Below are 23,347 nucleotides of genomic sequence, written 5' to 3' on the forward strand. Positions count from 1 at the left end.
TTTTATTATCAATGTGCCTTGATCCTGTACCGGTTAGCGTGACGTCTGTTTCACGGCCTCAAGCCACGCCGGGTTCAATTGCGTCTGTTCGGTCTCGATGCCCAGCGCTTCCATTCGTGCCTTGTGCAGGTCCATTTCACGTATCAATTGGCTGTGATCACTGGAGTTACCGTCCAGTTGGTGCATCTGGCTCAGCCCCAGGTGATAAAAACGCAGCAGCTTCATGGCACTCGGATCACCCGCGTCCACCGCCACCGTCACCTGGTGCATAACGTTGGTGATGCTCATCAGGCTGCGTTTGAGCTGCCAGCCGTAGACCGCCGGCGCCATCCACTCCTGGGTCCAGAATTTGCCGCGCATCAGCGCCGCCATCAACAGCACCGCGACAAACACGCCGCCCACGTTGAAGCGTAGATTGTCGCCCCCCGGTTCGCCGAACATTGCCACCGCCGCGGTGGACAAAACCATCGCCAGGGCGAGGAAAACCAGGGCGATGATGATCGTGCTGCGGCGCGTCTGGCTTCGATAGATTTCTGGGTTCTGTGGCTGGATTTCAAACATCGCGACGGGATTCCTCAGGCGGCGTGAGCAAAAAGACTGCGGGGCATTATCGCCTCTGCGAGGGATTTAGCTATGCTGGGGCTCCTTTTCATCTTTTCATCGTCAAAGGGGAACATGGCGATACTGCGCAGTTCGTGCCATCTTCTTTCGTGGATACATACTATTCGGATGTCATGCGTCCTCGGCGGGTGACATCGTTTTAAGGATCATTGAATGTCCCAACGACAAGTAATCAACGCTTCGGTCAGCCCCAAAGGCAGCCTGGAAACCCTCTCTCAACGTGAAGTACAGCAACTGAGCGAAGCCGGATCCGGCAGCACCTATACCCTCTTCCGCCAGTGCGCCCTGGCCATTCTGAATACCGGCGCCCATGTCGATAACGCCAAGACCATCCTCGAAGCCTACAAGGACTTCGAAATCCGCATTCACCAACAAGACCGCGGTGTACGCCTGGAACTGCTGAACGCCCCGGCCGACGCATTCGTCGATGGCGAAATGATCGCCAGTACCCGGGAAATGCTGTTCAGCGCCCTGCGCGACATCGTCTACACCGAAAACGAACTCGACAGCCAGCGCATCGACCTGAGCAATTCCCAGGGCATCAGCGACTACGTGTTCCACCTGCTGCGCAACGCCCGCACCCTGCGCCCCGGCGTCGAGCCGAAGATCGTAGTGTGCTGGGGTGGCCACTCGATCAACACCGAAGAATACAAATACACCAAGAAAGTCGGCCACGAGCTGGGCCTGCGCAGCCTCGACATCTGCACCGGTTGCGGCCCCGGCGTGATGAAAGGCCCGATGAAAGGCGCGACCATCGCCCATGCCAAACAACGCATTCACGGTGGCCGTTACCTCGGCTTGACCGAGCCCGGCATCATCGCCGCCGAAGCGCCGAACCCGATCGTCAATGAGCTGGTGATTCTGCCGGACATCGAGAAACGCCTGGAAGCGTTCGTGCGTGTCGGCCATGGCATCATCATTTTTCCTGGCGGCGCGGGCACGGCTGAAGAGTTCCTGTACCTGCTCGGCATCCTGATGCACCCGGACAACAAGGGCCTGCCCTTCCCGGTCATCCTCACCGGGCCGAAACACGCGGCGCCGTATCTGGAACAACTGGACGCGTTCGTCGGCGCCACCCTGGGTGACGCAGCGAAGCAGCATTACGAGATCATCATCGACGACCCGGCTGAAGTCGCGCGGCAGATGACTGCTGGTCTTAAAGCGGTGAAACAGTTCCGCCGCGAGCGCAACGACGCGTTCCATTTCAACTGGCTGCTGAAGATCGACGAGGGCTTCCAGCGCCCGTTCGACCCGACCCACGAAAACATGGCCAACCTGAAACTCAGCCGCAGCCTGCCGGCCCATGAACTGGCCGCCAACCTGCGTCGCGCGTTCTCCGGCATCGTCGCCGGCAACGTCAAGGACAAGGGCATCCGCCTGATCGAAGAACACGGGCCGTACCAGATCCGTGGCGATGCGGCGGTGATGCAGCCGCTGGATCAGTTGCTCAAGGCGTTCGTGGCCCAGCACCGGATGAAACTGCCGGGCGGCGCGGCGTATGTGCCGTGTTATCGCGTGGTTGCATAACCAAACCCTGTAGGAGCCAGCTTGCTGGCGATGAGGCCCTCGAACCGTGCATCGTTCATCCGGCCGCCATCGCCGGCAAGCCGGCTCCTACAGTTCCGCGTCGTATGAAAATCTACCGACACCCACGATTCCCGTAGGAGCCAGCTTGCTGGCGATGAGGCCCTCGAGCCGTGCATCGCTCATCCGGCCGCCATCGCCGGCAAGCCGGCTCCTACAGTTTGGTTTCGTGTGAAAAACTACCGACACCCACAATTCCCGTAGGAGCCAGCTTGCTGGCGATCAGCCCCTCGAACCGTGCATCGTTCATCCGGCCGCCATCGCCGGCAAGCCGGCTCCTACAGTTTGGTGTCGTGTGAAAAACTACCGACACCCACGATTCCTGTAGGAGCCAGCTTGCTGGCGATGAGGCCCTCGAGCCGTGCATCGCTCATCCGGCCGCCATCGCCGGCAAGCCGGCTCCTACAGTTTGGTGTCGTATGAAAATCTACCGACACCCACGATTCCCGTAGGAGCCAGCTTGCTGGCGATGAGGCCCTCGAGCCGTGCATCGCTCATCCGGGCGCCATCGCCGGCAAGCCGGCTCCTACAGTTTGGTGTCGTGTGAAAAACTACCGACACCCACAATTCCCGTAGGAGCCGGCTTGCTGGCGATGAGGCCCTCGAACCGTGCATCGCTCATCCGGCCGCCATCGCCGGCAAGCCGGCTCCTACAGTTTGGTGTCGTATGAAAATCTACCGACACCCACGATTCCTGTAGGAGCCAGCTTGCTGGCGATGAGGCCCTCGAGCCGTGCATCGTTCATCCGGCCGCCATCGCCGGCAAGCCGGCTCCTACAGTTTGGTGTCGTGTGAAAAACTACCGACACCCACGATTCCTGTAGGAGCCGGCTTGCTGGCGATGGGGCCCTAAAGCCTTGCGCAGCGCATCAAACTACAGGTTATCCGCGTCGATCACAGCCTTGGCAAAGGCTTGCGGATCTTCCTGCGGCAAGTTGTGGCCGATGCCGCCGCTGATGAGGCGGTATTCGTATTTGCCGGTAAAACGCTTGGCGTAATCCTCGGCGGCCGGATGCGGCGCGCCGTTGGCATCGCCTTCCATGGTGATGGTCGGCACCGTAATCACCGGGGCCTTGGCCAGTTGCTGTTCCAGCGCTTCATACTGGGGTTCGCCCTGCACCATGCCCAACCGCCAGCGATAGTTGAAAATCGTGATAGCGACGTGATCCGGGTTGTCCAGGGCCGCCGCACTGCGGTCGAACGTTGCGTCGTCGAAGCGCCATTTTGGCGATGCCAGCTCCCAGATCAACTTGGCGAAGTCGTGACGATTCTTTTCGTAGCCGGCCTGACCGCGCTCGGTTGCAAAATAGAACTGGTACCACCATTGCAACTCGGCCTTGGGCGGCAACGGGTTCTTGCCCGCAGCCTGATTGCCGATCAGATAACCGCTGACGGCGACCAGCGCCTCGACCCGCTCCGGCCAAAGTGCGGCAACGATGTCCGCCGAGCGCGCGCCCCAGTCGTAGCCACCCAGCACCGCTTTCTTGATCTTCAGTGCATCCATGAAGTCGATGACATCACTGGCCAACGCCGCTGGCTGGCCGTTGCGAACAGTCTTGTCGGACAGGAAATGCGTGTCACCGTAGCCCCGTGCGTACGGGATCAACACCCGGTAACCCTTGGCCGCCAACAACGGCGCCACTTCGCTATAACTGTGAATGTCGTACGGCCAGCCGTGCAGAAGTATCACCACCGGCCCATCGGCGGGGCCGACTTCGGCGTACGCCACACTCAGCAACCCGGCATTGACATGCTTGAGCGGGCCGAACGTGTCCGCCTTGAGGGTCGCTGCACTCGCCACCACGGGCTCGGCAGTCGCGGCTTGCGCACTGGCAGCCCCGAGAGCACCGAGTTGCATCAGCGCGAACGCGAGGACCGAGGGGCCAAGGAAACGGCGACGACGCGAGGCGGAAGTACTGCTCAACACATTGATCTTCATGGTGATATCCCTGCAAGTCATTGATCGGGTGTTTGGACGAAATGAATCAGCCATCGCGGGGCGCTGAGCAAACGGTGCGTTGCTCGACATCGACTGCGATGAGCGTAGTGGAAAGATCAGCCGCCCTGATTCGCGCAGTCTGCGAATTTGCTGTACCCGGCGACTTTCTGTGCGCCATTGGAGTCGAGGTAGGTCAGGCGGGCATCGACAATGCCGCAGGTGCCGCCGCCGTTGTCGACGATGGAAACAACCTTCTTGATATCCAGGTGCGTGCCGTACGCCGTGGTCTGCGCCGGGGCTTGAACATCGGCATGGGCCGAAAATGCGGCAACGTTCAGGACGGCGAAGAAGCTGGCGGCAATCAGTTTTTTCCAGTTCATGATGAATTCCTCAGGGTTGCAATGGGCAATGGTTGCGAGGCAAACCGTGTTGTCTCGATGGAGCCCATTTAATCGACCCGAGGTATCTGCCATGTGTCTTAGAACCCGCGGTATTAAGGCGTAAGGTGTCAAACAGGGCAGCGGATACACTGTGATACAAAGCCTGTGGGCAGGTGCACCGTGGCTGCCTAGAATGCGCAACGTGCGAATAACAAGAGGGTTGAGCAATGGAACATGTAAACCACATTCTGATCGTCGACGACGACCGGGAGATTCGCGAGCTGGTCGGCAATTACCTGAAGAAGAACGGCCTGCGCACCACGGTGGTTGCCGACGGCCGGCAGATGCGCAGTTTTCTGGAAGCCAATCAGGTGGACCTGATCGTGCTGGACATCATGATGCCCGGCGATGACGGCCTGGTGCTGTGCCGTGAGTTGCGCTCGGGTAAACATAAAGCGACGCCGATCCTGATGCTCACCGCACGCAACGACGAAACCGATCGCATCCTTGGCCTGGAAATGGGCGCCGACGACTACCTGACCAAACCCTTCGCCGCCCGCGAGTTGCTGGCGCGGATCAACGCCGTATTGCGCCGTACGCGAATGCTGCCGCCCAACCTGCTGATCACCGAAAGTGGCCGACTGTTGGGTTTCGGCCGCTGGCGCCTCGACACGACTGCCCGCCATCTACTCGACGAAGACAACACGATGGTCGCCCTCAGTGGTGCCGAGTACCGCTTGTTGCGCGTATTCCTCGATCACCCGCAACGGGTACTCAGCCGCGACCAGTTGCTCAACCTGACCCAGGGACGCGATGCCGACCTGTTCGATCGTTCAATCGATTTGCTGGTGAGCCGTTTGCGCCAACGCTTGATGGATGACTCGCGCGAGTCGACCTACATCAAGACCGTGCGCAGCGAAGGCTATGTGTTCTCCTACCCGGTGGAAATGCTCGGCGCAGAATCATGAAGCGTGCCTGGCGCTGAACACGACCGCCCTTCACATCCGAAGGGTTTTGTATCCGTCTGTATAAGAACCCGCAACAGATACGCAGACAGCGATTTCGCCGGGTTCGAGCACACATCACCGATACACCCGGGCGTTTAACTGTGATCACCGGATAGCAGCAGCTACCGACCCACTCAAACTAAACGCACGGAGAATCACCATGATCAATTTCTCGAAAGTTTCTTCCCTGGCACTCGGTCTGGCACTGGTCGGTGGTCTCGGCCTGTCGAATCTGGCCTCGGCCAGCACCGTGAGCGCGGTGTCCCACGGCCAGATCCAGCAGCTGCTGGTGGAAGGTGGCTCGGATCGGCTGCAACAGAACCGCGTGGCTGAAGGCGGTGCCGATCGCCTGCAAGAGCTGCGCGAACGTGTCGCCGAAGGTGGCGCCGATCGTTTGCAAGAGCTGCGTGAACGTGTTGCTGAAGGGGGTGCCGATCGCCTGCAGGAACTGCGTGAACGTGTCGCCCTGATCAGCCCGGACAACGCCGTACGCGGCGGCGTGATCGTGGCGGAAAACCGCGCAGAGTTCGGTTCGAAATATCAGCGGTATTGATCGCGATCTACATCGCAACAAAGATCCCCTGTGGGAGTGATACCCATAAATCCTCAGGTCTGACGCAAAAGCCCGCTCAATTGCGCGGGACAGTGACTGCACGCTCGTACTAAGCTTTGCGCCACATTCGATCAAGGACGATTCATGAAGCGCATCGCCGTTTGCCTGCTGTCTCTTTTGACGTTCACTGCGGTCGCGGCAGACCTGAACATGCTGACTGACAACCACCCGCCCCTGCATTTCCAGCAGGGTAATCAGCTGGTGGGGTTTGGCGTGGACGTGGTGCAGGCACTGGCCGACATGGCTGGCGACCAGGTGCACTTTCAGCAAGTCCCGCTACTGCGCGCCTTGCACGTGGCCAGCACCGAGCCCGCCACGGGGGTGTTCACCGTGTTGCGCACTGCCGAGCGTGATGGCCAGTATCAGTGGGTCGGTCCGCTGATGGAGGTGGAAACCGCTCTGTATTCCACTGAAAGCACCCGGCAGCCGGTGCGCAGTCTGCTGGAGGCCGGTCATCAGGGCCGCATTGCCGTTCCGCGAAAATGGCTGGTCTACAGCTACTTGCAGAAGCAGGATGTGAACAATCTGTACGGCGTGGAAACCCCCGAACAAATGATGCGCCTGGCCCGTCTGGGTCGCGCGGAGTTCGTGGTGGCCGATACCCTTTCCGTCGCCACCATGGCCCGTGAAGAAGGAGTGCCACCCGAGCAGTTGCACTACCAGATACCGCTGATGAAGGAAGCCACGTATATCGCTTTTTCGCCGTTGACCGACCCGCGTCAGATTGCGCGCTGGCAACAGGCGCTGAACACGATGCGCCAGGACGGGCGCCTGGAACAGCTCAAGCAGCGCTGGCTGGCAGACCGCACACCACGCTGACGGCGTGGATCAACGTTCTCGATAAAGACTATGCGTCAGGGTGTTTTTTCATCGTGATGCTCCAGGACTACTGTGGGCCCATCTTCTTCCCACAGTTCTGGAGCAACATCATGAAAAGCATTATTGGTCTTGGTTTCGTCCTTTCGGTTCTTGGTGCTACATCGGCCATCGCTGCCCCGCATGCTACGTTGCCAGTGGTGGCGGCGGCGAAGGTCAGTCAGCCGGCTAAGTTGAATGTGAATACGGTTGGTGTTGATCGTAAAGACACTCAGGCGAGTACGTTGTATGTCGCTGAAAACCGTCCTGAGTTTGGGTCCAAGTATCAGCGTTATTGATTGGCTGGTTTGTGCGGCTTTGAATAGGAAACCCCGAGAGGATTTGGTCTTTTCGGGGTTTCTTTGTTTGGGGGCATATCCGTTTTTTTTGTGATGGCTGATATTGGTTCCGCCCTTACGGCGGGTCACTTGGAGAAGCGCCAAGTAACCAAGGGCTCTTGCCCCTTTCGTTCGGTGCCTCGCCTAGGCTCGGCATGCCCTCGCTCCGGTCCTGCTCCGTGGGCCCGCCGCCATCGGCCATCCCTGGCCGGGGGCGGCTAACCCGGCATCCATGCCGGGTTGCCCACTGCGCAGAACCTGCGCTCGGCCTCTCGAGGGGGCGCTCAGATCAAAAGCTGAAGGCGAGCTAACGCTCGGCCTGATGAGTGGTGAAAATCAAAAGCACACGCGATCCCCTGTAGGAGCGAGGCTTGCCCGCGAAAAACGACCGGACAACGCGTTCATCCAGACAGCCCGCGTTATCGTTGACGTCCATCGCCAGCAAGCTGGCTCCTACAGGGGAATGCGTACGATCAAAGAGACGGGGCGGGCCGCCTCGATTTGGCATTTGATCTTTTGGTGGCCCACTAATTTCGGACACTTACGCATTCCCCTGTAGGAGCCGCCCGCAGCAAGCCGGCTCCTACAGGAAATCGCGTTTGCTTTTGACTTTCACCACTCATCAGGCCGAGCGTTAGCTCGCCTTCAGCTTTTGATCTGGCTTTTGCGGTACACGCCCCCTCGAGAGGCCGAGCGCAGGTTCTGCGTAGTGGGCAACCCGGCATGGATGCCGGGTTAGCCGCCCCCGGCCAGGGATGGCCGATGGCGGCGGGCCCACGGAGCAGGACCGGAGCGAGGGCATGGCGAGCATTAGCGAGCCACCGAACGAAAGGGGCAAGAGCCCTTTGGTTACTTTGGGGCTTTTCCAAAGTGACTCGCCGTAAGGGCGAAACCAATACCAGCCATCACAAAAAAACGGATATACCCCCAACCTAACCCCCAACCAAGCGCAAAGCCAAAGCCTTGGCCTGACTAGCCACGTCAGTCACCGCCGTACTCTCCCACCACATCCCCCGCAACGGCGGCCCCATGGCAAACAGTCGACTCGCAACCTGCCCATCACCACCCAGCACCGCGCCATCAACCGCCGCCGCAATCCCCAGCGCCAACGGCCCCGGCCGCACCAACCCTCGGGCCAACAGCTGCTGCGGCAACGGTCGCGCCACCCGTCGCCAGTCGTACTCGATGCCACTGGAATTGATCAACGCCGCGCCACTGACGACAACCGTTTGCGCTTCACCACGTCGACGAATACAGATACTGACACCGCCCGAAGCCGGCTCCAGCCCTTTGAACGAAGCCGCCTGAATCCGCAACCGCCCTTCCCCGTGCAATCGTGCAACCAACTCGGCACTCAACGGCGGCGACCGGTGATGATGACTTTCCCACCACGGCCGCACATGCCGCACAAACTGCCGACGCTGCCCATCCGTCGCCTGACTCCACAACCGTCCTATATGCGCCCGCACCGTATCCAGTGGCGCCTGCCAATCGACACCCTGCTCAATGGCATCCCGGCAATGCCGACGCAGTGCTCGCACCAACTGTCGCGGCGTACGAATACTGTGATCCTCGGCAAGAAAATCCACCCACGCCGGTGGTTGTCGACGCACGTGCGGCAGCAAGCCATGCCGGGAAAACACTTCAATCGGCCCGCGATGCCCGGCCTGTTCCAGCGACACCACGGCATCGACCATGGTCAGGCCCGAACCGATGATCAACACTGTCGATTGCGGATCCAGCTCACGCATCGCGGCAACATCCCAGGGATCAAGCGCCGCAGCGTTCAAGCCACTGGACTCGGTCTGTGGCGTGCGCGCAGCCGGAAACATCCCGGTCGCCAGCACCGCATAAGCACCCTGCAACCGCTGGCCGTCACTCAAGCTCAACCGCACCGAATCATCCAGCGTCTGCAAGTCCACCACCTCGGCCCGCACATGCTCGACCGTCGAGCCATTCAACGCGCCCAGCGCTTGCGCTTCGGCCAACCGTTGCTGCACGTACAACCCGAAAATCCCCCGGGGCGGAAATAGCTCGCTGACCGGCACATGCTGCTCATCGGACTCCGGCCAGCCACCACCGGCGATGTACTCGGTCAGCCATTGCGTCAGGTCGTCGGCGTTGTCCGGGTCGACGCTCATGCGCGCCGCGTTGCCGTTGAGCGTATGGCCCAACTCGACCGCGCTGTAGGCCTCGCCCCGTCCAAGTTCTGCCCGGGGCTCGATCACCAGCAACGAGCGTTTGCCGGGCAGGCGCAACAACTGCGCCGCCAGCATCGCGCCGCTGAGGCCACCGCCGACGATCAGGATGTCCGCGTGGCGGATGGCGTCGGTCGCCTGTCCGCGTTGGGTTTCAGTCATGGCGTTCTCACTGCTCAGTGTTTACCTAAATAAAAGTCATGCAGATCGCCCCGCGCCAACAGCGCCTCGCTGCTGCCGGACAACACCACCCGGCCGGTGTCGAGGACATAGGCCTGTGAAGCGTACTTGAGCGCCACATTAATGTTTTGCTCGGCAATCAGAAAGCTCACCTGCTCGTCGCGATTGAGCTGGGCGACGATCTCGAAAATCTCCTGGACGATAATAGGCGCCAAACCCATGGAAGGTTCATCAAGCAGTACCAAAGTAGGACGTGTCATCAACGCCCGGCCGATAGCGACCATCTGCTGCTCGCCACCGGACGTCAGTCCGGCCTGGGTCTTGCGCTTGGTTTTCAGGCGCGGGAACCAGGCGTAAATCCGCTCCAGGTCCCGGGCCAGCTCCTGGCGGTTCAAGCCGCGCACGAAGCCGCCACTGCGCAAATTGTCTTCGACCGTCAACTGCGGGAACACGTGGCGACCTTCCAGCACGTGCACCATTCCTTGGCGCACGCGCAGACTGGGATCGACACCCGCCGTATCGTGGCCGAGAAACTCGATCGTGCCGCGACTGACTTGCGCCCGCTCGGCCCGCACCAGCCCGGAAATCGCCTTCAGCGTGGTGCTTTTTCCCGCGCCGTTGGCACCGAGCAACGCGACGATGCCGCCCTTGGGCACCGTCAGCGAAACCCCGGCCACGGCCAGGATCGCCCCGTCGTAGATCACCTCGATGTCATTGACTCGCAACAGGTTGTTGGCGGCAATGTCGCTGGCGGCTTGGCTCATGGTTTATTCATCCCCGGTGCAAGTGCGTGGCGTCAGGTTTTTTTCCTTGGCGAACGCGGCGGATTTTTCATCGATCAAAGGTCGCAACAAGGCGCGGTCGGCGGCGATCCACTCGCTGATCAGCGTCCAGTTCGCGCCGTCCCACTGCTGAACCCGCGCCGAACCGCCGCCTTCGTGATCCTTGCAGGACAATTTGAGGTTTTGCATCAGGCCGAAATAACCCATGTCCTTGAGCCGCGCATCGTCGATGTTCAGGTGTTCCAGCCCCCAGCGACCTTCTTCGCCGTTCAACGGACGCTTGCCGAATTTGCCTTGCGCAGTACGGATCGCTTCCACCATGACAGCGGCATTCACCAGCCCGGAGTTGTAGTAGACGCTGCCGAAATTTTTCAGGTCCTTGAGGTCGCTCTTGCCCTTGTCGAGGATGAATTGCTTGAGGCGTTTGTGGATCTCGAAATCAGCGCCAGCGGGGTATGGCGTCAGCGCCAGATAACCCTTCGCGGCGGCGCCTGCGGGCAACACGTCTTCGCTGGAACTGGCCCAGATGTCACCGACGATGTGGTCCACCGGGAAGCCGAAACGCGCGGCGGTCTTCACCGCGACCGGCGTCGACACGCCCCATGTACGCAGGAACACCCAGTCCGGGTTGACCTGGCGAATCTGCCGCCATTGCGCCGACTGCTCGTTACCAGGATCGGCCACCGGAATCTGGATGTTCTCGAAGCCGTATTTCTCCGCCAACAGTTTCAGCGGGCCGAGGGTTTCCCGGCCATAAGCGGAGTCGTGATAGACCGTGGCAATCTTCTTGCCCTTGAGTTTGTCGAAACCGCCCTCGCGCTGAGCGATGTAATTGATCAGGCTCGACGCCTCGCTGTAGAAGGTCAGCATCACCGGGAAGTTGTACGGGAACACCGTGCCGTCGGTGGCTTCGGTGCGCCCGTAGCCGAGGGTGATCAGCGGGATCTTGTCGACTTCCGCGCGCTCGCTCAGCGCATAGGCCGCCGGTGCGCCGTTGGGTGAATAGATCGCCACCGGCGCGCCATCCAGGCCTTTCTTGAAGCGCTCATAGCACTCGATGCCCTTCTCCGCCGTCCACTCGGTTTCGCATTCCTGCCACACCAGTTTGACGCCGTTGATTCCGCCTTCCACATCGTTGATGTAGTTCAGGTAATCGAGCATCCCGGCCCACACCTGCACGCCGCTGGAGGCGTAGGCACCGACGCGATAGGTGGCCAACGGGAAGAATTGCTGGTCCGCCGAGGCCTGGACCACCGGCACTGCACTGCTGAAAACGGCCAGCGTCAAAGCGGCGCCGACCAACGAACGTTTCAAGGATGCACGCATGTTGTCTCTCTATCTAATAATGGAAAGGATTCAGAAGCGCAGCGGCCAGTGACTCAGCCGTTCACGAAGGTTGCCCAACAGGCGGATCAGGCCCTCCGGTTCCTTGATCAGGAACAGGATGATCAGCACGCCGAAGATGATTTTTTGCAGGTTCTGCAACTGCCCGGCGTCCACCGAACCACCGAACAAAGCTTGCCCGGCGTGGCTGAGCAGGATCGGCAACAGGCTGATGAACGCCGCACCGACGAAGTTGCCGGCGATGCTGCCCATGCCGCCGATAATGATGATGAACAGGATCTGGAACGACCGGTTGATATCGAAACTGCTGGCGCTGGCGGTGCCCAGGTAGGCGAAGGCCCACAGCGCGCCGGTGATGCCGAGGTAGAACGAACTGACGGCGAACGCCAGGTGTTTGTAGCGCACCACCGGAATGCCGATTACCGCTGCGGCGGTGTCCATGTCGCGGATCGCCATCCAGTTGCGGCCGATCTGGCTTTTCACCAGGTTCACCGCCACCCAGGTCAGCAACAATACGGTGGTCAGGGTCAGCAGATAGCGACCGAGCGGAGTGTTCAGGTCGTGGCCGAACAGCGCCAGTTTCGGTGCGGAAATGGTCCCGGACGAACCGTAGTTGTAGAACCAGGGGAATTTGACGAACAGCCACTCCAGGAAAAACTGCGCCGCCAGCGTGGTGACCATCAGGTAAAAGCCTTTGATCCGCGAACTCGGCAGGCCGAAAACAAAACCCACCACCGCGCTGATCAACCCGCCGCCGAGCAACGCGACGGGCAAGCCCAGTTCAGGCAAACGCAGCAAAAACCCATACGTGGCAAACGCCCCGACCGCCATGAACCCGGCGGCGCCGACCGAGGTCTGGCCGGTGTATCCGGTGAGCAGATTCAGGCCGAGGCCGGCCAGGGACAGCACCAGAAACGGGATCAGGATTGCGTTCAACCAATAGTCGTTGCCGGTCAGCGGCACGACCACGAAGGCGATCAATAACAGGCCAAGCAGTCCAAACGGGATACGACGCTGGATCAACACCGACGGCGCGGTTTCGCGGGCAAGGGAAATGGTCATGGGTTCAGACTCGCTCGATGGCGCGCTCGCCGAACAGGCCGGCGGGACGGATGTACAGGAAGGCCAGGGCCAGGACATAGGCGAACCACGGGGTGATGCCGCCGCCGATCAACGGACCGACGTAGACCTCGGCGAGGTTCTCCGCCGCGCCGACAATCAGCCCGCCGACAATCGCCCCGCCAATCGAAGTGAAGCCGCCGATGATCAAGACCGGCAGAGCCTTGAGCACCACCAGCGACAAGGAAAACTGCACGCCTTGGCGTGCGCCCCAGAGCAAACCCGCGACTAATCCAACAATGCCCGCGACGGCCCAGACGATCTGCCAGATCCGGTTTAGGTTGATGCCAATCGACAACGCGGCGGTGGTGTCATCCGCCACCGCCCGCAACGACACGCCGATGCGGGTCTTGTTGAACAGCAACGCCAACACCGTCACCAGCAAAATGGCCGCCGCCGCGGCGATCAAGTCGAACTGGCTGACCATCATCCCGCCGATGAACACCGGCACGTCGTCTATCCCTAAGTCCAGCGCCCGCACTTGCGAGCCCATCAAGCCTTGTGCCAGGCCTTCGATGATGAAGGACAGCCCAAGCGTGGCCATGAACAAGGTGATCTGCGAGCGGTTGACCAATGGCCGCAGCACCAGCCGTTCGATCAGCAACGCGCCGATGATCATCACCACCACGGTCAGCAACAGCGCCAGGGCAAACGGCACGCCCTGATCGTGCAGGCTGACGAAGGTCAGCGCGGCGAACAACAGCATCGCGCCCTGGGCAAAATTGAACACGCCGCTGGCCTTGTAGATCAGCACGAAGCCGATGGCGACCAGCGAATACATGGTCCCGGCGAGCAAGCCGCCGAGCAGGGTTTCGAAGAAAAATGTCATCAGTGCACCACTCCCAGATACGCCGCGATCACTTCGGGATCGGCCTGCACTTCGGCCGGCGTGCCGTCACCGACCTTGCGCCCGTAATCGAGGACCACGACGTGGTCGGACAGGCCCATGACCACGCTCATGTCGTGCTCGATCAACACCACCGTGGTGCCAAGGTCGCGGTTGATGTCGGCGATGAAACGGGCCATTTCCTGTTTCTCTTCGGCGTTCATTCCGGCCATCGGCTCATCCAGCAGCAACAGGCGCGGGCCGGCGATCAAGGCGCGGCCGAGCTCTACGCGTTTTTGCAGGCCGTAGGACAGATTGCCCACCGGCACATCGCGATGCGCCTGCAGCTCAAGGAATTCGAGAATGCCCTGGGCTTGCTGGCGGAAGGCTTCGGCCTCGCGGCGTGCTCGCGGCAGGTTGAGTGCCTGTTCGATGAAGCTGCTGCGCAAGTGCCGCGACAGGCCGGTGAGGATGTTGTCGATCACGCTCATTTTCTTGAACAACGCGTTGTTCTGGAACGTGCGGCCAATGCCTCGACGCGCAGCGGTCAACGGGTCGATGCGTTTGAACGGCTGTTGCTCGAAGACAATCGAACCGGCGTCGAAGCGGTACACGCCGTTCAGCACGTTGAGCAGCGAACTCTTGCCCGCGCCGTTGGGGCCGATCAGCGCGCAGATCTCGCCCCGACGCACGTCGAAGGACAGCTCGTTGATCGCTTTCACGCCTTTGAAGGACAGGGAAATGCCGCTGACTTGCAGGATGGAATCGGTCGAAGTCATGCGATGTCCTGTTTGAATTCAGTGAGCCAGGTTGGCGCGGCTTTCACCTCAGGCGTGCGCGTGGCCTGCCAGATGTAATGCAGGTTGTGAAAACCGAGCAGTCGCCGAACGCGGTTCTTGATCAGGCGTTGCAGGCCTTTTTCCGGGTGAGCGATGGCCCACTCGCAAAGACGTCTACGCCAGGTGCCTTGCGCGGCGAGGCGACTGTCGATTTCCTCGGCCAGCAGTTGCAGGCGTTCGGCCGACAGCAGCAGCCCCGAAGGCGCCACCTCACGCCGGTCGCGACTGGCACTGCCGGGGCTTTCCGGGAAAGCCAGGGATTGGCCGCTGCTCAGCCATTGCTCAAGCAACACCGTCAGGCCGGCTTGCCATTGCGTGCCCTCTTCGCTCCACAGTTGCGCGTTCTGGCGCCAACGGTTGAGGCGCTGCGGAGTGTCGACCGGGCCAAGCAGGTCGTTGAAGTTGAGCAGCGTTTGGCCCTGATTGAGCCACAGTTGCCGGGTCTGCCGGCCTTGAACGAAGGCGTGCGTGGGCCCGCTGCGCCAGAGGGTTTTGTGCAGGGACTCGGGGTCGAGGTTGTCCGGCAGGGTCAGCAACTGCCCGCCGATGTGTTGTGCGGCCAGGGCCAGCAGCAACAGATTCGGTTCGAACGCACCGCTGAGCGCCAGGCGTGAATCTTCGGTAAAACCTTGCTGGCGCAAGCCGTCGGCCAAGCGCTCGACATCGCGCAGGGCATCGATCCAGCGCCAGACAAACCACTGGCCATGGCGCTTGTGACGCAGCGCCGGCTGCAACGGACTGACCTGCGCCCAGTGGCGCAATTGCTCCAGCGCCGTGGGCAGCTCGACCCGCCACTCGGCGGTGTCCGCAAAGGGCGGACGTTTGAGTTCATGCACGCTCATGGGTTGACCTCCTGTTCATGGGCAAAAGCGTGCGGTGGTCCGCTGGGCCAAAATCTCTAAATCACCACCATCCCCTGTAGGAGCCGGCTCGCCGGCGATGGCGGCGAGACAGCCGACATCAATGCTGGATGTACCGGCCTCTTCGCGGGCAAGCCTCGCTCCTACAGGGTTTTGTGTTGTCTGCAAATATCATCCACAACACGAATCCTGTAGGAGCCGGCTTGCTGGCGATAGCGGCGTGACAGCCGACATCAATGCTGGATGTGCCGGCCCCTTCGCGAGCAGGCTCGCTCCCACAGGTTTCGTGTCGCCAGTGATATTTGTGCATGACACAAAACCCTGTAGGAGCCGGCTTGCTGGCGATGGCGGCGTGACAGCCGACATCAATGCTGGATGTACCGGCCTCTTCGCGGGCAAGCCTCGCTCCTACAGGGTTTTGTGTCGTCCACGGAAATCACCGGCAACACGAATCCTGTAGGAGCCGGCTTGCCGGCGATGGCGGCGTGACAGCCGACATCAATGCTGGATGTACCGGCCTCTTCGCGGGCAAGCCACGCTCCTACAGGTTTCGTGTCGCCAGTGATATTTGTGCATGACACAAAACCCTGTAGGAGCCGGCTTGCTGGCGATGGCGGCGTGACAGCCGACATCAATGCTGGATGTACCGGCCTCTTCGCGGGCAAGCCACGCTCCTACAGGGTTTTGTGTCGTCCACGGAAATCACCGGCAACACGAATCCTGTAGGAGCCGGCTTGCTGCGGGCGGCGTTCCGACGATGGCGTCTAGGCAGACACCACTTTCTTCCCCTGCTGCCGCAACCCCGCCAAATCCCGATACCCCGCGCCCGGATGTATCTCCGGCAACCGCGCGCCCTCCCCGAACAACTTCTCGCGCAAGGTCCCCGGTGCGTACTCGGTCTTGTAGACCCCACGCTTCTGCAACTCCGGCACCAGCAGTTCCACGGCGTCGATAAAGGTTTCGTGCGTCAGCGCATAGGCCAGGTTGAAGCCGTCCACATCGGTCTCTTCAACCCACTCCTGCAAAAGATCGGCAACCGTCTCGGGGCTGCCGACAAACAGCGGACCAAACCCGCCAATCCCGACCCAGTCCGCCAGTTCGTTGGGCGTCCAGACCTTGTTCGGATCGGCCGTGGAGAACGCTTCCACCGCCGATTGGATGGCGTTGGTGTGCACATGCTTGAGCGGTTCATCCGGTTTGAACTGACTGAAATCGATCCCGGTCCAGCCCGAAATCAATGCCATCGCACCTTCATAGCTGACCCAGGTTTTGTATTCCTCGAACTTGGCTTTAGCCTTGGCATCGGTCTCACCGAGGATCACCGTTTGCAGGTTGAAGATCAGGATCTTCGACGGATCACGCCCAGCCTCGGCGGCGCGACGACGAATGTCGGCCACGGTCTTTTTCAGCAGCACTTTCGACGGCGCTGCCACAAACACGCATTCGGCATGTTCAGCGGCGAACTGCTTGCCACGACTCGATGCGCCGGCCTGGTACAGCACGGGCGTGCGTTGCGGTGACGGTTCGCAGAGGTGAATGCCCGGCACCTGGAAGTGTTTGCCGACGTGCTGGATCTCATGGATTTTGCTCGGATCACTGAAAATCCGACGCTCACGATCCCGCAGGATCGCGCCCTCCTCCCAACTGCCTTCCCAGAGTTTGTAGCAAACCTCCAGGTACTCTTCGGCGAAGTCGTAGCGGGCGTCGTGTTCAGTCTGGTTTTTCTGCCCGAGGTTCTTCGCGCCACTCTCCAGGTACGAGGTGACGATGTTCCAGCCGGCGCGGCCCTTGGTCAGGTGATCGAGGGTCGACAGGCGTCGGGCGAACGGATACGGGTGCTCAAACGACAGCGACGCAGTCAGGCCGAAACCCAGATGTTCGGTGACCAGCGCCATCGGCGGAATCAGTTGCAGCGGATCGTTGACCGGCACCTGCGCCGCCTGACGGATCGCCGCATCACCGTTGCCGTTGTAGACGTCGTAGATGCCGAGCACGTCGGCGATGAACAATCCGTCGAACTTGCCGCGCTCGAGGATTTTCGCCAGATCGGTCCAGTATTCGAGGTCTTTGTACTGCCACGAACGGTCCCGTGGGTGCGCCCATAAACCGGGCGACTGGTGACCGACGCAGTTCATGTCGAAAGCGTTGAGGCGGATTTCACGAGGCATCAGGCAATACTCCTGAAAACCGCGCTGATGAAATAAGGATAAAGCCGGGGGTGGCAGAGGTGATCGACATGATATTAAGGCTCCAGATGGATATAGGAGTCTTAATGCACAAGTCAGGCCAATAGAGATGAGGCGCGTGGTTTCGATACTTTGAGAAGTATCGACGTGAGATATTGATCTATTCAACAACACAAACTGTTTTAGTACTGTTTGTGGGGCAACACCTATAATTAGAAGCGCTCAAATCTTCAGCGAAAAAAAGAGCACTCATTGTTATGGCTTTTAGAATCTCAATAAGGAATAAGTGGCATCACCGCACCTTCAGACTCAGTTCTTCCAGACTCTGTCCTGCGGGTGCAAACGAAAATGACGGGGTTGGGGAGGCCCTGAGTGTTCCATGCAAGCTGAGCGCTAAGCCCTTCACCATCTCTCAGAGCTATTTTGTGGGCAAAAGTAATGAGCGCGCTGTCTTTAACGTATTGCAAATAAATTTCATTTCCAGACCTAATCTCGCTGTTAAAAGATTCAGTCGTGGTAGCCACGTAGACCTTCTCTTCCCGCAAGGCCACTACTTTAGGTGCATCCAGATATCCCGCCATTTCGCAATCCTCTTAAAATCATCAACAATGGTTTCCCACAGCTCTTGGCTGAAGTTCTCCGCTGTTCAGCGCACCCATTGCACTGGATCATGATTTAAGGCCCATGACAAATAACTGTCTACTGTCAAAAGTAACAGGCATGCAGGGATATTGGACGGACGGTAATTTGCAGTCAGATCAAAATGCGGTGCAAAAACTTCAACGCGACAACGCCTGTCGTTGCGACAGGCGTGAGGTCGATAAGCAGCAGAAAACTGCTGAACTCATCAGGGGTCATCCGTGAATTAGGCAAACTTCGCCGGATGTATGCCATTCAGTCGAAAATTGCCAATAAGGTGAAGCTTCCAGCGCAACGGATCCTGCAGAGATCCAGGCAACACAGTGCGCTGCCCAGTCAGTTCGAATTCAGCATCGCTAACCGCGCTCAGCGCCTCTGCACTGGCAAGATGAGACTCGGCAATGGCGACGCTGACCTCAGTGGCATCTTCATGGCTATTCAAAAACTCCTCCGCACGCTCTAGCAGCGCGGCGGCAACTTCGATGCGGATGTGCACATCGCCGAAACGGCTGATGACAAACGGATCGTTCGTGGTTTTGCTCTGCTGACGAACGAAGCGCAGGGTCGCATCGAGCAAACTGCGGGCGTTGTGCAAGTCGTGCTGACTTTTGGCCAGGGGTTGTCCGGCAGCAATCGGTTGGGTCAAGGCATTCATGATGGACTCCTCAGTTCCAGGCGTGGCGCGCAGGCTTGACGCCGTTGAGCAGGTAGTTGCCGATCAGGTGGTATTTCCAGCGGGCCGGGTCGTGCAGCGTGTGGGTGCGGGCGTTGCGCCAGTGGCGGTCGAGATTGTGCTTGCCGAGCACCGAGCGGGTCCCGGCCAGTTCGAAAAGTTTGCTGCTGGCGAGCAGCGCGATTTCGGCAGACAGGACTTTGGCCTGGGCGACCACCACCGAGGCGTGGGCCACCGTGTCTTCATTGGGATTGAGCAACGCCGCGTCGATGGCTTGCCCGGCTTTCTTGAGGATCGCTTCGGTGCCGTGGACCCGCCATTCGAGATCGCCGATGGCGGCGATGCTGAACGGGTCCTGCCAACCGTGATCCTGTCCGCTGTCGATCCATGGCCGGGATTCACGGGCATAGCGCTTGGTTTCTTCCAGCGCGCCGACGGCGATGCCGGTGTCCACTGCGGCTTGAATGATCTGTGAAATCGGGCCGTCCGCAGTGGGTTCGTCAAACGCTTTGTGAGCAGGGATCACCGCACTCAACGGCACCTTAACCGCATTCAACGTGACGCCACCGCTGGCGGTGGTGCGCTGGCCAAAACCGTCCCAACTGTCGATCACGGTCAGGCCGGGATTGTCGCGCTCGATGAACGCGATGAACGCCTGGTTCTGCTCGTTGACCGCCACCGCCGGGACGATGTGCGCAAACAGCGCGCCGGTGCAGTAGAACTTCTCGCCGTCGATCTGCGCGGAGTCTTTGTCGAAACGAATGCGGGTTTCGAAGGCCCCGGCGTTTTTGCTTTTGGACTCGGAGAAAGCGTTGCCGAAGCGGTAACCCTGCAAGACTTTGCCGAAGTAGTAACGCTTCTGCTCTTCGCTGGCGGTTTGCAGCAGGATGTCGAGCACGCCGAGGTGGTTTTGCGGGATCTGGCCGAGGGAAGAGTCGGCGGCGGAAATGATCTTGATCACTTCGGCGACGGTCACGTAGGAAACGCCGGCGCCACCGTATGCCTTGGGAACGGTGATGCCCCAGAGGCCGCTGGCGGAAAACTCGTCGAGTTCGGCGACCGGCAAGCGGCGCTCGCGATCACGTACGCTGGCCTCGACGGCGAAGCGTGCAGCGAGTTTGTGAGCGACGGCGATTGCCTCGGCATCCGAATGGATGACGTGGACGGTGCGAGGGGGTTGGGCTGAGATTGTCATTACGCGACTCCAGCGTCAGGTGAATACCCAAACACCTCTACAGAAGTCGTGCCAATATTTTGAATCCTTATTAATCAGTACGTTACCGACAAAACTTAAATGACTTAACTAAATGAAGCGAGACAATCTGTGGATTTACTGTTGCTCGACAAACACTTCTGACAGCAAAACGCTCGCCCCTTTCATAGAGGTCGAGCGCTTTGTTATTCCACTCAATCAAGAACGCAAGATCTCGTAATTTATTGAATCAGAGAGGTCTCCGGTCGCGTCATGCCAGATGATGTATTTGAACTGTTTGTTCGGCCCTACATGATCAAGCAAAGTACTTTTTGGTACTTTTACTTGATAATAACCATCGGTCGGCACGCCGAGCTTCAGCAGATACTCCTGACGCTCAATAAATACGCTGACATCTTCACGGGGAAAATTATTGTCGGGCTCAGGAATGAGGGCCGTAGCGCCATCCGCCGGAACATCTGTAAGTTTAATCACCCCACCTACAGCTTCTTTCATTTGGAGCGCTGGTAATAAAGCCATTTATCCAACTCCGTTCAGTGGACGGTCGGGCAAACCCTACCCGGCAGTCAGGGCAAGTCACGAGTACAACGTACTGAACGATATTTAAAGAACAATCACCCCGCCCGCCTACTGTCATAAATAACAGGTAGCGCATCATTTCAGATGAGCGGTATCCGAAATCAGATCACCACATTTCGCACAAATCGCGTCGCCACGTCCCCATCGTTGCGATAGGAATGAGGCTGGTTGCTGGCGAACATGAAAAACTCCCCCGCGCCGATGTTATGTGGCGTGTCGCGCACCATCAGCGTCAGGCAACCTTCGAACACGTAGATCTGTTCGCTCCAACCTTCTGCATCCGGTTGCGACGGATAAATCTCCCCCGGTTGCAGGCACCACTCCCACTGTTCCACTTCGCGGGTGGCGGTGGCTTTGGACAACAACACGGCTTTGCTGCCCGGAATCACCCCGGCCCAGGCCACTTCATTGATGCGGCTCGGGTCGCGGGCGTCCGGCGCCTGGATCAGGTCGCTGAAGGCCACATCCAGCGCTTCGGCCACGCGGTCGAGGGTGGTCAGGCTGACGTTCTTCTCGCCGGCCTCGATGGCCACCAGCATCCGGCGGCTGACCCCGGACTTCTCGGCGAGCGCGGTCTGGCTCATGTCGGCGGCGTGGCGCAGGCGCCGAACGTTCAGGCTGACGTGCTGAAGGACCGAAGCCCGCTGCGTTGAATCTTTGTGCACTATATTGCTCACTTGTCGGAGTTGGGCAGTATACTGCGCAACATTCGGCGCATTGTGCGTCGCCCTCAGGTAGCGCGCAAGGTCATGACGTCGTTGAATTCCTCCCTGGCTTCTTCCCGCAAATTCAGCAAGGCCGAGTGCGTGCTGGTGTTGATCACCATGGTCTGGGGCGGGACCTTCTTGCTGGTGCAGCACGCGATGACCGTCAGCGGCCCGATGTTCTTCGTCGGCCTGCGCTTTGCCGCAGCCGCGTGCATCGTCGCCCTGTTCTCCTGGCGTCATCTGCGGGAAATGACCCTGTTCGAACTCAAGGCCGGCGCCTTTATCGGCGTGGCGATCATGCTCGGTTACGGTTTGCAGACCGTCGGGTTGCAGAGCATTCCAAGCAGTCAGTCGGCCTTTATTACCGCGCTGTACGTACCCTTCGTGCCGTTGCTGCAATGGCTGGTGCTGGGGCGGCGTCCGGGGTTGATGCCGAGCATCGGGATCATGCTGGCGTTTACCGGGTTGATGTTGCTGTCAGGGCCCGCGGGTGCATCGTTCAATTTCAGTCCGGGTGAAATCGCCACGCTGATCAGCGCCATCGCGATTGCCGCGGAGATTATTCTGATCAGCACCTACGCGGGCCAGGTCGATGTGCGCCGGGTGACAGTGGTGCAATTGGCGACCACCTCGGTGTTGTCGTTCTTGCTGGTGGTGCCGACTCAGGAAGTCATTCCTGACTTTTCATGGTTTTTGCTGTGCAGCGCGCTGGGCCTCGGTGCGGCGAGTGCGGCGATTCAGGTGGCGATGAACTGGGCGCAGAAGAGCGTTTCTCCGACGCGGGCGACGTTGATCTATGCCGGTGAACCGGTCTGGGCCGGGATCGTTGGGCGAATCGCCGGGGAGCGGTTGCCGGCGATTGCGTTGGTGGGCGCGGGGTTGATTGTGGCGGCAGTGATTGTGAGTGAGTTGAAGACCAAGGGTAAGGCTGCTGCGGTCGAGGAAGAGTTGGAGCAGGAAACTCAGGGGTAAGTCTCAAGATTTGAAGCGCCTGATAAATCGTCTTCACCCCTTGCGACCACATCGACCTTCACCGCTTTGCCGTACAACCCGACATCCCGCTGCTCGACGCTGCGGAACATGCCAAACATATGATCGGCACCGCGCTCACGGGGACAGGCCTCTATTGACGGCATGCACGCCGCTCAAGCGGGAGGTGACACATGAACCTGCACATACCGAAGACCAACAATGATTGCGATATTCCGGTGTTGCTGGTCGCCATGTACACATCCCTCCTGTAGGAGCCGGCTTGCCAGCGATGGACGTCAACGATAACGCGGGCTGTCTGAATGAATGCGTTGTCCGGACGTTTTTCGCGGGCAAGCCTCGCTCCTACAGGGAATCCCATACGCTTTTGATTTCCACCACTCATCAGGCCGAGCGTTAGCTCGCCTTCAGCTTTTGATCTGAGCGCCCCCTCGAGAGGCCGAGCGCAGGTTCTGCGCAGTGGGCAACCCGGCATGGATGCCGGGTTAGCCGTCCCCGGCCAGGGATGGCCGATGGCGGCGCGCCCACGGAGCAGGACCGGAGCGAGGGCATGCCGAGCATTAGCGAGGCACCGAACGAAAGGGGCAAGAGCCCTTGGTTACTTGGGGCTTTTCCAAGTGACTCGCCGTAAGGGCGAAACCATAAGTGGCCGTCACCGCAGCAATGGATATGTACACCATCAAAGAAACACGCCGGCCATTAGGACGCCATCGTCGGAACGCCGCCCGCAGCAAGCCGGCTCCTACAAGGGATCGGATGTATCCGCAAAACCTCGCCTTAACCTGTGGGAGCAAGCCGGCTCACAAAGGGTCCAGCCCCGCTGAACACAGCCCCCTGAAACAATGTGAATCAGGCTTTTTCCGTCTACCTTGTAG

Annotated in this window: 22 protein-coding genes; 6 read left to right on the top strand and 16 right to left on the bottom strand. The window is 59.8% G+C overall.

Going from position 1 to position 23,347, the window contains the following annotated elements; genetic code table 11:
* Positions 1-33 precede the first annotated feature (33 nt).
* Positions 34-561, bottom strand: coding sequence for a DUF3087 domain-containing protein (locus J4E42_RS23050; protein ID WP_207286254.1), 528 nt, complete (start codon positions 559-561; stop codon positions 34-36).
* Positions 562-774: 213 nt separating this feature from the next.
* Here J4E42_RS23050 and ppnN point away from each other — a divergent pair, with 213 nt between their 5' ends.
* Complete coding sequence (ppnN, locus tag J4E42_RS23055; protein WP_008034560.1) at positions 775-2,148, top strand: nucleotide 5'-monophosphate nucleosidase PpnN; 1,374 nt, start codon at positions 775-777, stop codon at positions 2,146-2,148.
* Positions 2,149-3,079: 931 nt separating this feature from the next.
* Here the strand turns inward: ppnN and J4E42_RS23060 are convergent.
* Both J4E42_RS23060 and J4E42_RS23065 read right to left on the bottom strand, forming a co-directional pair.
* The gene (locus J4E42_RS23060) at positions 3,080-4,144 is read right to left on the bottom strand and encodes an alpha/beta fold hydrolase (RefSeq protein WP_008043220.1); all 1,065 of its coding nucleotides are present in this window, start codon (positions 4,142-4,144) and stop codon (positions 3,080-3,082) included.
* Between the two features lie 116 nt (positions 4,145-4,260).
* Positions 4,261-4,524 (bottom strand): DUF2790 domain-containing protein, encoded by a 264-nt coding sequence (locus J4E42_RS23065; protein WP_008043219.1) that lies wholly within the window; start codon positions 4,522-4,524, stop codon positions 4,261-4,263.
* Positions 4,525-4,751: 227 nt separating this feature from the next.
* On the opposite strand from J4E42_RS23065, the gene J4E42_RS23070 reads away from it, so the two are divergent.
* The 4 genes from J4E42_RS23070 to J4E42_RS23085 all read left to right on the top strand — a co-directional run bounded on the left by J4E42_RS23070 (position 4,752) and on the right by J4E42_RS23085 (position 7,298).
* A complete protein-coding gene (locus tag J4E42_RS23070; protein WP_008033593.1) occupies positions 4,752-5,492 on the top strand; it encodes a response regulator in 741 nt (246 codons plus the stop codon).
* A gap of 199 nt (positions 5,493-5,691) precedes the next feature.
* Entirely contained in the window at positions 5,692-6,084 is a 393-nt protein-coding gene (locus J4E42_RS23075) for a hypothetical protein (protein ID WP_008043215.1), read from the top strand.
* A 144-nt stretch (positions 6,085-6,228) separates the two neighbouring features.
* Positions 6,229-6,963, top strand: coding sequence for an ABC transporter substrate-binding protein (locus J4E42_RS23080; RefSeq protein WP_008043213.1), 735 nt, complete (start codon positions 6,229-6,231; stop codon positions 6,961-6,963).
* 110 nt (positions 6,964-7,073) lie between these two features.
* On the top strand, positions 7,074-7,298 hold the full coding sequence (locus J4E42_RS23085) for a hypothetical protein (RefSeq protein WP_207286255.1): 225 nt from the start codon (positions 7,074-7,076) through the stop codon (positions 7,296-7,298).
* A gap of 971 nt (positions 7,299-8,269) precedes the next feature.
* On the opposite strand, the gene J4E42_RS23090 is transcribed toward J4E42_RS23085, so the two are convergent.
* From J4E42_RS23090 to J4E42_RS23150, 13 genes are all read right to left on the bottom strand, one after another.
* The gene (locus J4E42_RS23090; RefSeq protein WP_207286256.1) at positions 8,270-9,697 is read right to left on the bottom strand and encodes an FAD/NAD(P)-binding protein; all 1,428 of its coding nucleotides are present in this window, start codon (positions 9,695-9,697) and stop codon (positions 8,270-8,272) included.
* Between the two features lie 14 nt (positions 9,698-9,711).
* On the bottom strand, positions 9,712-10,479 hold the full coding sequence (locus J4E42_RS23095; RefSeq protein ID WP_207286257.1) for an ABC transporter ATP-binding protein: 768 nt from the start codon (positions 10,477-10,479) through the stop codon (positions 9,712-9,714).
* Positions 10,480-10,482: 3 nt separating this feature from the next.
* Entirely contained in the window at positions 10,483-11,823 is a 1,341-nt protein-coding gene (locus J4E42_RS23100) for an ABC transporter substrate-binding protein (RefSeq protein ID WP_008043197.1), read from the bottom strand.
* Between the two features lie 30 nt (positions 11,824-11,853).
* Positions 11,854-12,903, bottom strand: a complete 1,050-nt coding sequence (locus tag J4E42_RS23105; RefSeq protein ID WP_207286258.1) for a branched-chain amino acid ABC transporter permease — start codon at positions 12,901-12,903, stop codon at positions 11,854-11,856.
* A 4-nt stretch (positions 12,904-12,907) separates the two neighbouring features.
* On the bottom strand, positions 12,908-13,789 hold the full coding sequence (locus J4E42_RS23110) for a branched-chain amino acid ABC transporter permease (RefSeq protein WP_207286259.1): 882 nt from the start codon (positions 13,787-13,789) through the stop codon (positions 12,908-12,910).
* Positions 13,789-14,565, bottom strand: a complete 777-nt coding sequence (locus J4E42_RS23115) for an ABC transporter ATP-binding protein (RefSeq protein ID WP_192417544.1) — start codon at positions 14,563-14,565, stop codon at positions 13,789-13,791. The genes J4E42_RS23110 and J4E42_RS23115 overlap by 1 nt, the downstream gene beginning before the upstream one ends.
* Positions 14,562-15,467 carry an AMP-binding protein gene (locus J4E42_RS23120; RefSeq protein ID WP_008043192.1) on the bottom strand — a complete coding sequence of 302 codons (906 nt, stop codon included), beginning with the start codon at positions 15,465-15,467 and terminating at the stop codon, positions 14,562-14,564. Before J4E42_RS23120 ends, J4E42_RS23115 begins: the two co-directional genes overlap by 4 nt.
* Before the next feature lie 782 nt (positions 15,468-16,249).
* Entirely contained in the window at positions 16,250-17,653 is a 1,404-nt protein-coding gene (locus tag J4E42_RS23125; RefSeq protein WP_207286260.1) for an LLM class flavin-dependent oxidoreductase, read from the bottom strand.
* 290 nt (positions 17,654-17,943) lie between these two features.
* Complete coding sequence (locus tag J4E42_RS23130) at positions 17,944-18,252, bottom strand: hypothetical protein (protein ID WP_207286261.1); 309 nt, start codon at positions 18,250-18,252, stop codon at positions 17,944-17,946.
* 284 nt (positions 18,253-18,536) lie between these two features.
* Positions 18,537-18,965 carry an acyl-CoA dehydrogenase gene (locus J4E42_RS23135; RefSeq protein WP_207286262.1) on the bottom strand — a complete coding sequence of 143 codons (429 nt, stop codon included), beginning with the start codon at positions 18,963-18,965 and terminating at the stop codon, positions 18,537-18,539.
* 10 nt (positions 18,966-18,975) lie between these two features.
* Positions 18,976-20,178, bottom strand: a complete 1,203-nt coding sequence (locus tag J4E42_RS23140) for an SfnB family sulfur acquisition oxidoreductase (RefSeq protein WP_207286263.1) — start codon at positions 20,176-20,178, stop codon at positions 18,976-18,978.
* 216 nt (positions 20,179-20,394) lie between these two features.
* Positions 20,395-20,715 (bottom strand): hypothetical protein, encoded by a 321-nt coding sequence (locus J4E42_RS23145; protein WP_008043182.1) that lies wholly within the window; start codon positions 20,713-20,715, stop codon positions 20,395-20,397.
* A gap of 161 nt (positions 20,716-20,876) precedes the next feature.
* Entirely contained in the window at positions 20,877-21,440 is a 564-nt protein-coding gene (locus J4E42_RS23150) for a helix-turn-helix domain-containing protein (RefSeq protein ID WP_008043180.1), read from the bottom strand.
* On the opposite strand from J4E42_RS23150, the gene J4E42_RS23155 reads away from it, so the two are divergent.
* The gene (locus J4E42_RS23155; RefSeq protein WP_207286264.1) at positions 21,435-22,454 is read left to right on the top strand and encodes a DMT family transporter; all 1,020 of its coding nucleotides are present in this window, start codon (positions 21,435-21,437) and stop codon (positions 22,452-22,454) included. The genes J4E42_RS23150 and J4E42_RS23155 overlap by 6 nt on opposite strands.
* Positions 22,455-23,347 lie beyond the last annotated feature (893 nt).

It is taken from the genome of Pseudomonas sp. FW300-N2A2, assembly GCF_017351735.1.
Taxonomy (GTDB): domain Bacteria; phylum Pseudomonadota; class Gammaproteobacteria; order Pseudomonadales; family Pseudomonadaceae; genus Aquipseudomonas; species Aquipseudomonas migulae.

What these genes read in the sequence shown, in the direction of transcription:
- J4E42_RS23050 (WP_207286254.1), bottom strand. Translation starts at nt 561, where the DNA reads ATGTTTGAAATCCAGCCACAGAACCCAGAAATCTATCGAAGCCAGACG.
- ppnN (WP_008034560.1), top strand. Translation starts at nt 775, where the DNA reads ATGTCCCAACGACAAGTAATCAACGCTTCGGTCAGCCCCAAAGGCAGC.
- J4E42_RS23060 (WP_008043220.1), bottom strand. Translation starts at nt 4,144, where the DNA reads ATGAAGATCAATGTGTTGAGCAGTACTTCCGCCTCGCGTCGTCGCCGT.
- J4E42_RS23065 (WP_008043219.1), bottom strand. Translation starts at nt 4,524, where the DNA reads ATGAACTGGAAAAAACTGATTGCCGCCAGCTTCTTCGCCGTCCTGAAC.
- J4E42_RS23070 (WP_008033593.1), top strand. Translation starts at nt 4,752, where the DNA reads ATGGAACATGTAAACCACATTCTGATCGTCGACGACGACCGGGAGATT.
- J4E42_RS23075 (WP_008043215.1), top strand. Translation starts at nt 5,692, where the DNA reads ATGATCAATTTCTCGAAAGTTTCTTCCCTGGCACTCGGTCTGGCACTG.
- J4E42_RS23080 (WP_008043213.1), top strand. Translation starts at nt 6,229, where the DNA reads ATGAAGCGCATCGCCGTTTGCCTGCTGTCTCTTTTGACGTTCACTGCG.
- J4E42_RS23085 (WP_207286255.1), top strand. Translation starts at nt 7,074, where the DNA reads ATGAAAAGCATTATTGGTCTTGGTTTCGTCCTTTCGGTTCTTGGTGCT.
- J4E42_RS23090 (WP_207286256.1), bottom strand. Translation starts at nt 9,697, where the DNA reads ATGACTGAAACCCAACGCGGACAGGCGACCGACGCCATCCGCCACGCG.
- J4E42_RS23095 (WP_207286257.1), bottom strand. Translation starts at nt 10,479, where the DNA reads ATGAGCCAAGCCGCCAGCGACATTGCCGCCAACAACCTGTTGCGAGTC.
- J4E42_RS23100 (WP_008043197.1), bottom strand. Translation starts at nt 11,823, where the DNA reads ATGCGTGCATCCTTGAAACGTTCGTTGGTCGGCGCCGCTTTGACGCTG.
- J4E42_RS23105 (WP_207286258.1), bottom strand. Translation starts at nt 12,903, where the DNA reads ATGACCATTTCCCTTGCCCGCGAAACCGCGCCGTCGGTGTTGATCCAG.
- J4E42_RS23110 (WP_207286259.1), bottom strand. Translation starts at nt 13,789, where the DNA reads ATGACATTTTTCTTCGAAACCCTGCTCGGCGGCTTGCTCGCCGGGACC.
- J4E42_RS23115 (WP_192417544.1), bottom strand. Translation starts at nt 14,565, where the DNA reads ATGACTTCGACCGATTCCATCCTGCAAGTCAGCGGCATTTCCCTGTCC.
- J4E42_RS23120 (WP_008043192.1), bottom strand. Translation starts at nt 15,467, where the DNA reads ATGAGCGTGCATGAACTCAAACGTCCGCCCTTTGCGGACACCGCCGAG.
- J4E42_RS23125 (WP_207286260.1), bottom strand. Translation starts at nt 17,653, where the DNA reads ATGCCTCGTGAAATCCGCCTCAACGCTTTCGACATGAACTGCGTCGGT.
- J4E42_RS23130 (WP_207286261.1), bottom strand. Translation starts at nt 18,252, where the DNA reads ATGGCGGGATATCTGGATGCACCTAAAGTAGTGGCCTTGCGGGAAGAG.
- J4E42_RS23135 (WP_207286262.1), bottom strand. Translation starts at nt 18,965, where the DNA reads ATGAATGCCTTGACCCAACCGATTGCTGCCGGACAACCCCTGGCCAAA.
- J4E42_RS23140 (WP_207286263.1), bottom strand. Translation starts at nt 20,178, where the DNA reads ATGACAATCTCAGCCCAACCCCCTCGCACCGTCCACGTCATCCATTCG.
- J4E42_RS23145 (WP_008043182.1), bottom strand. Translation starts at nt 20,715, where the DNA reads ATGGCTTTATTACCAGCGCTCCAAATGAAAGAAGCTGTAGGTGGGGTG.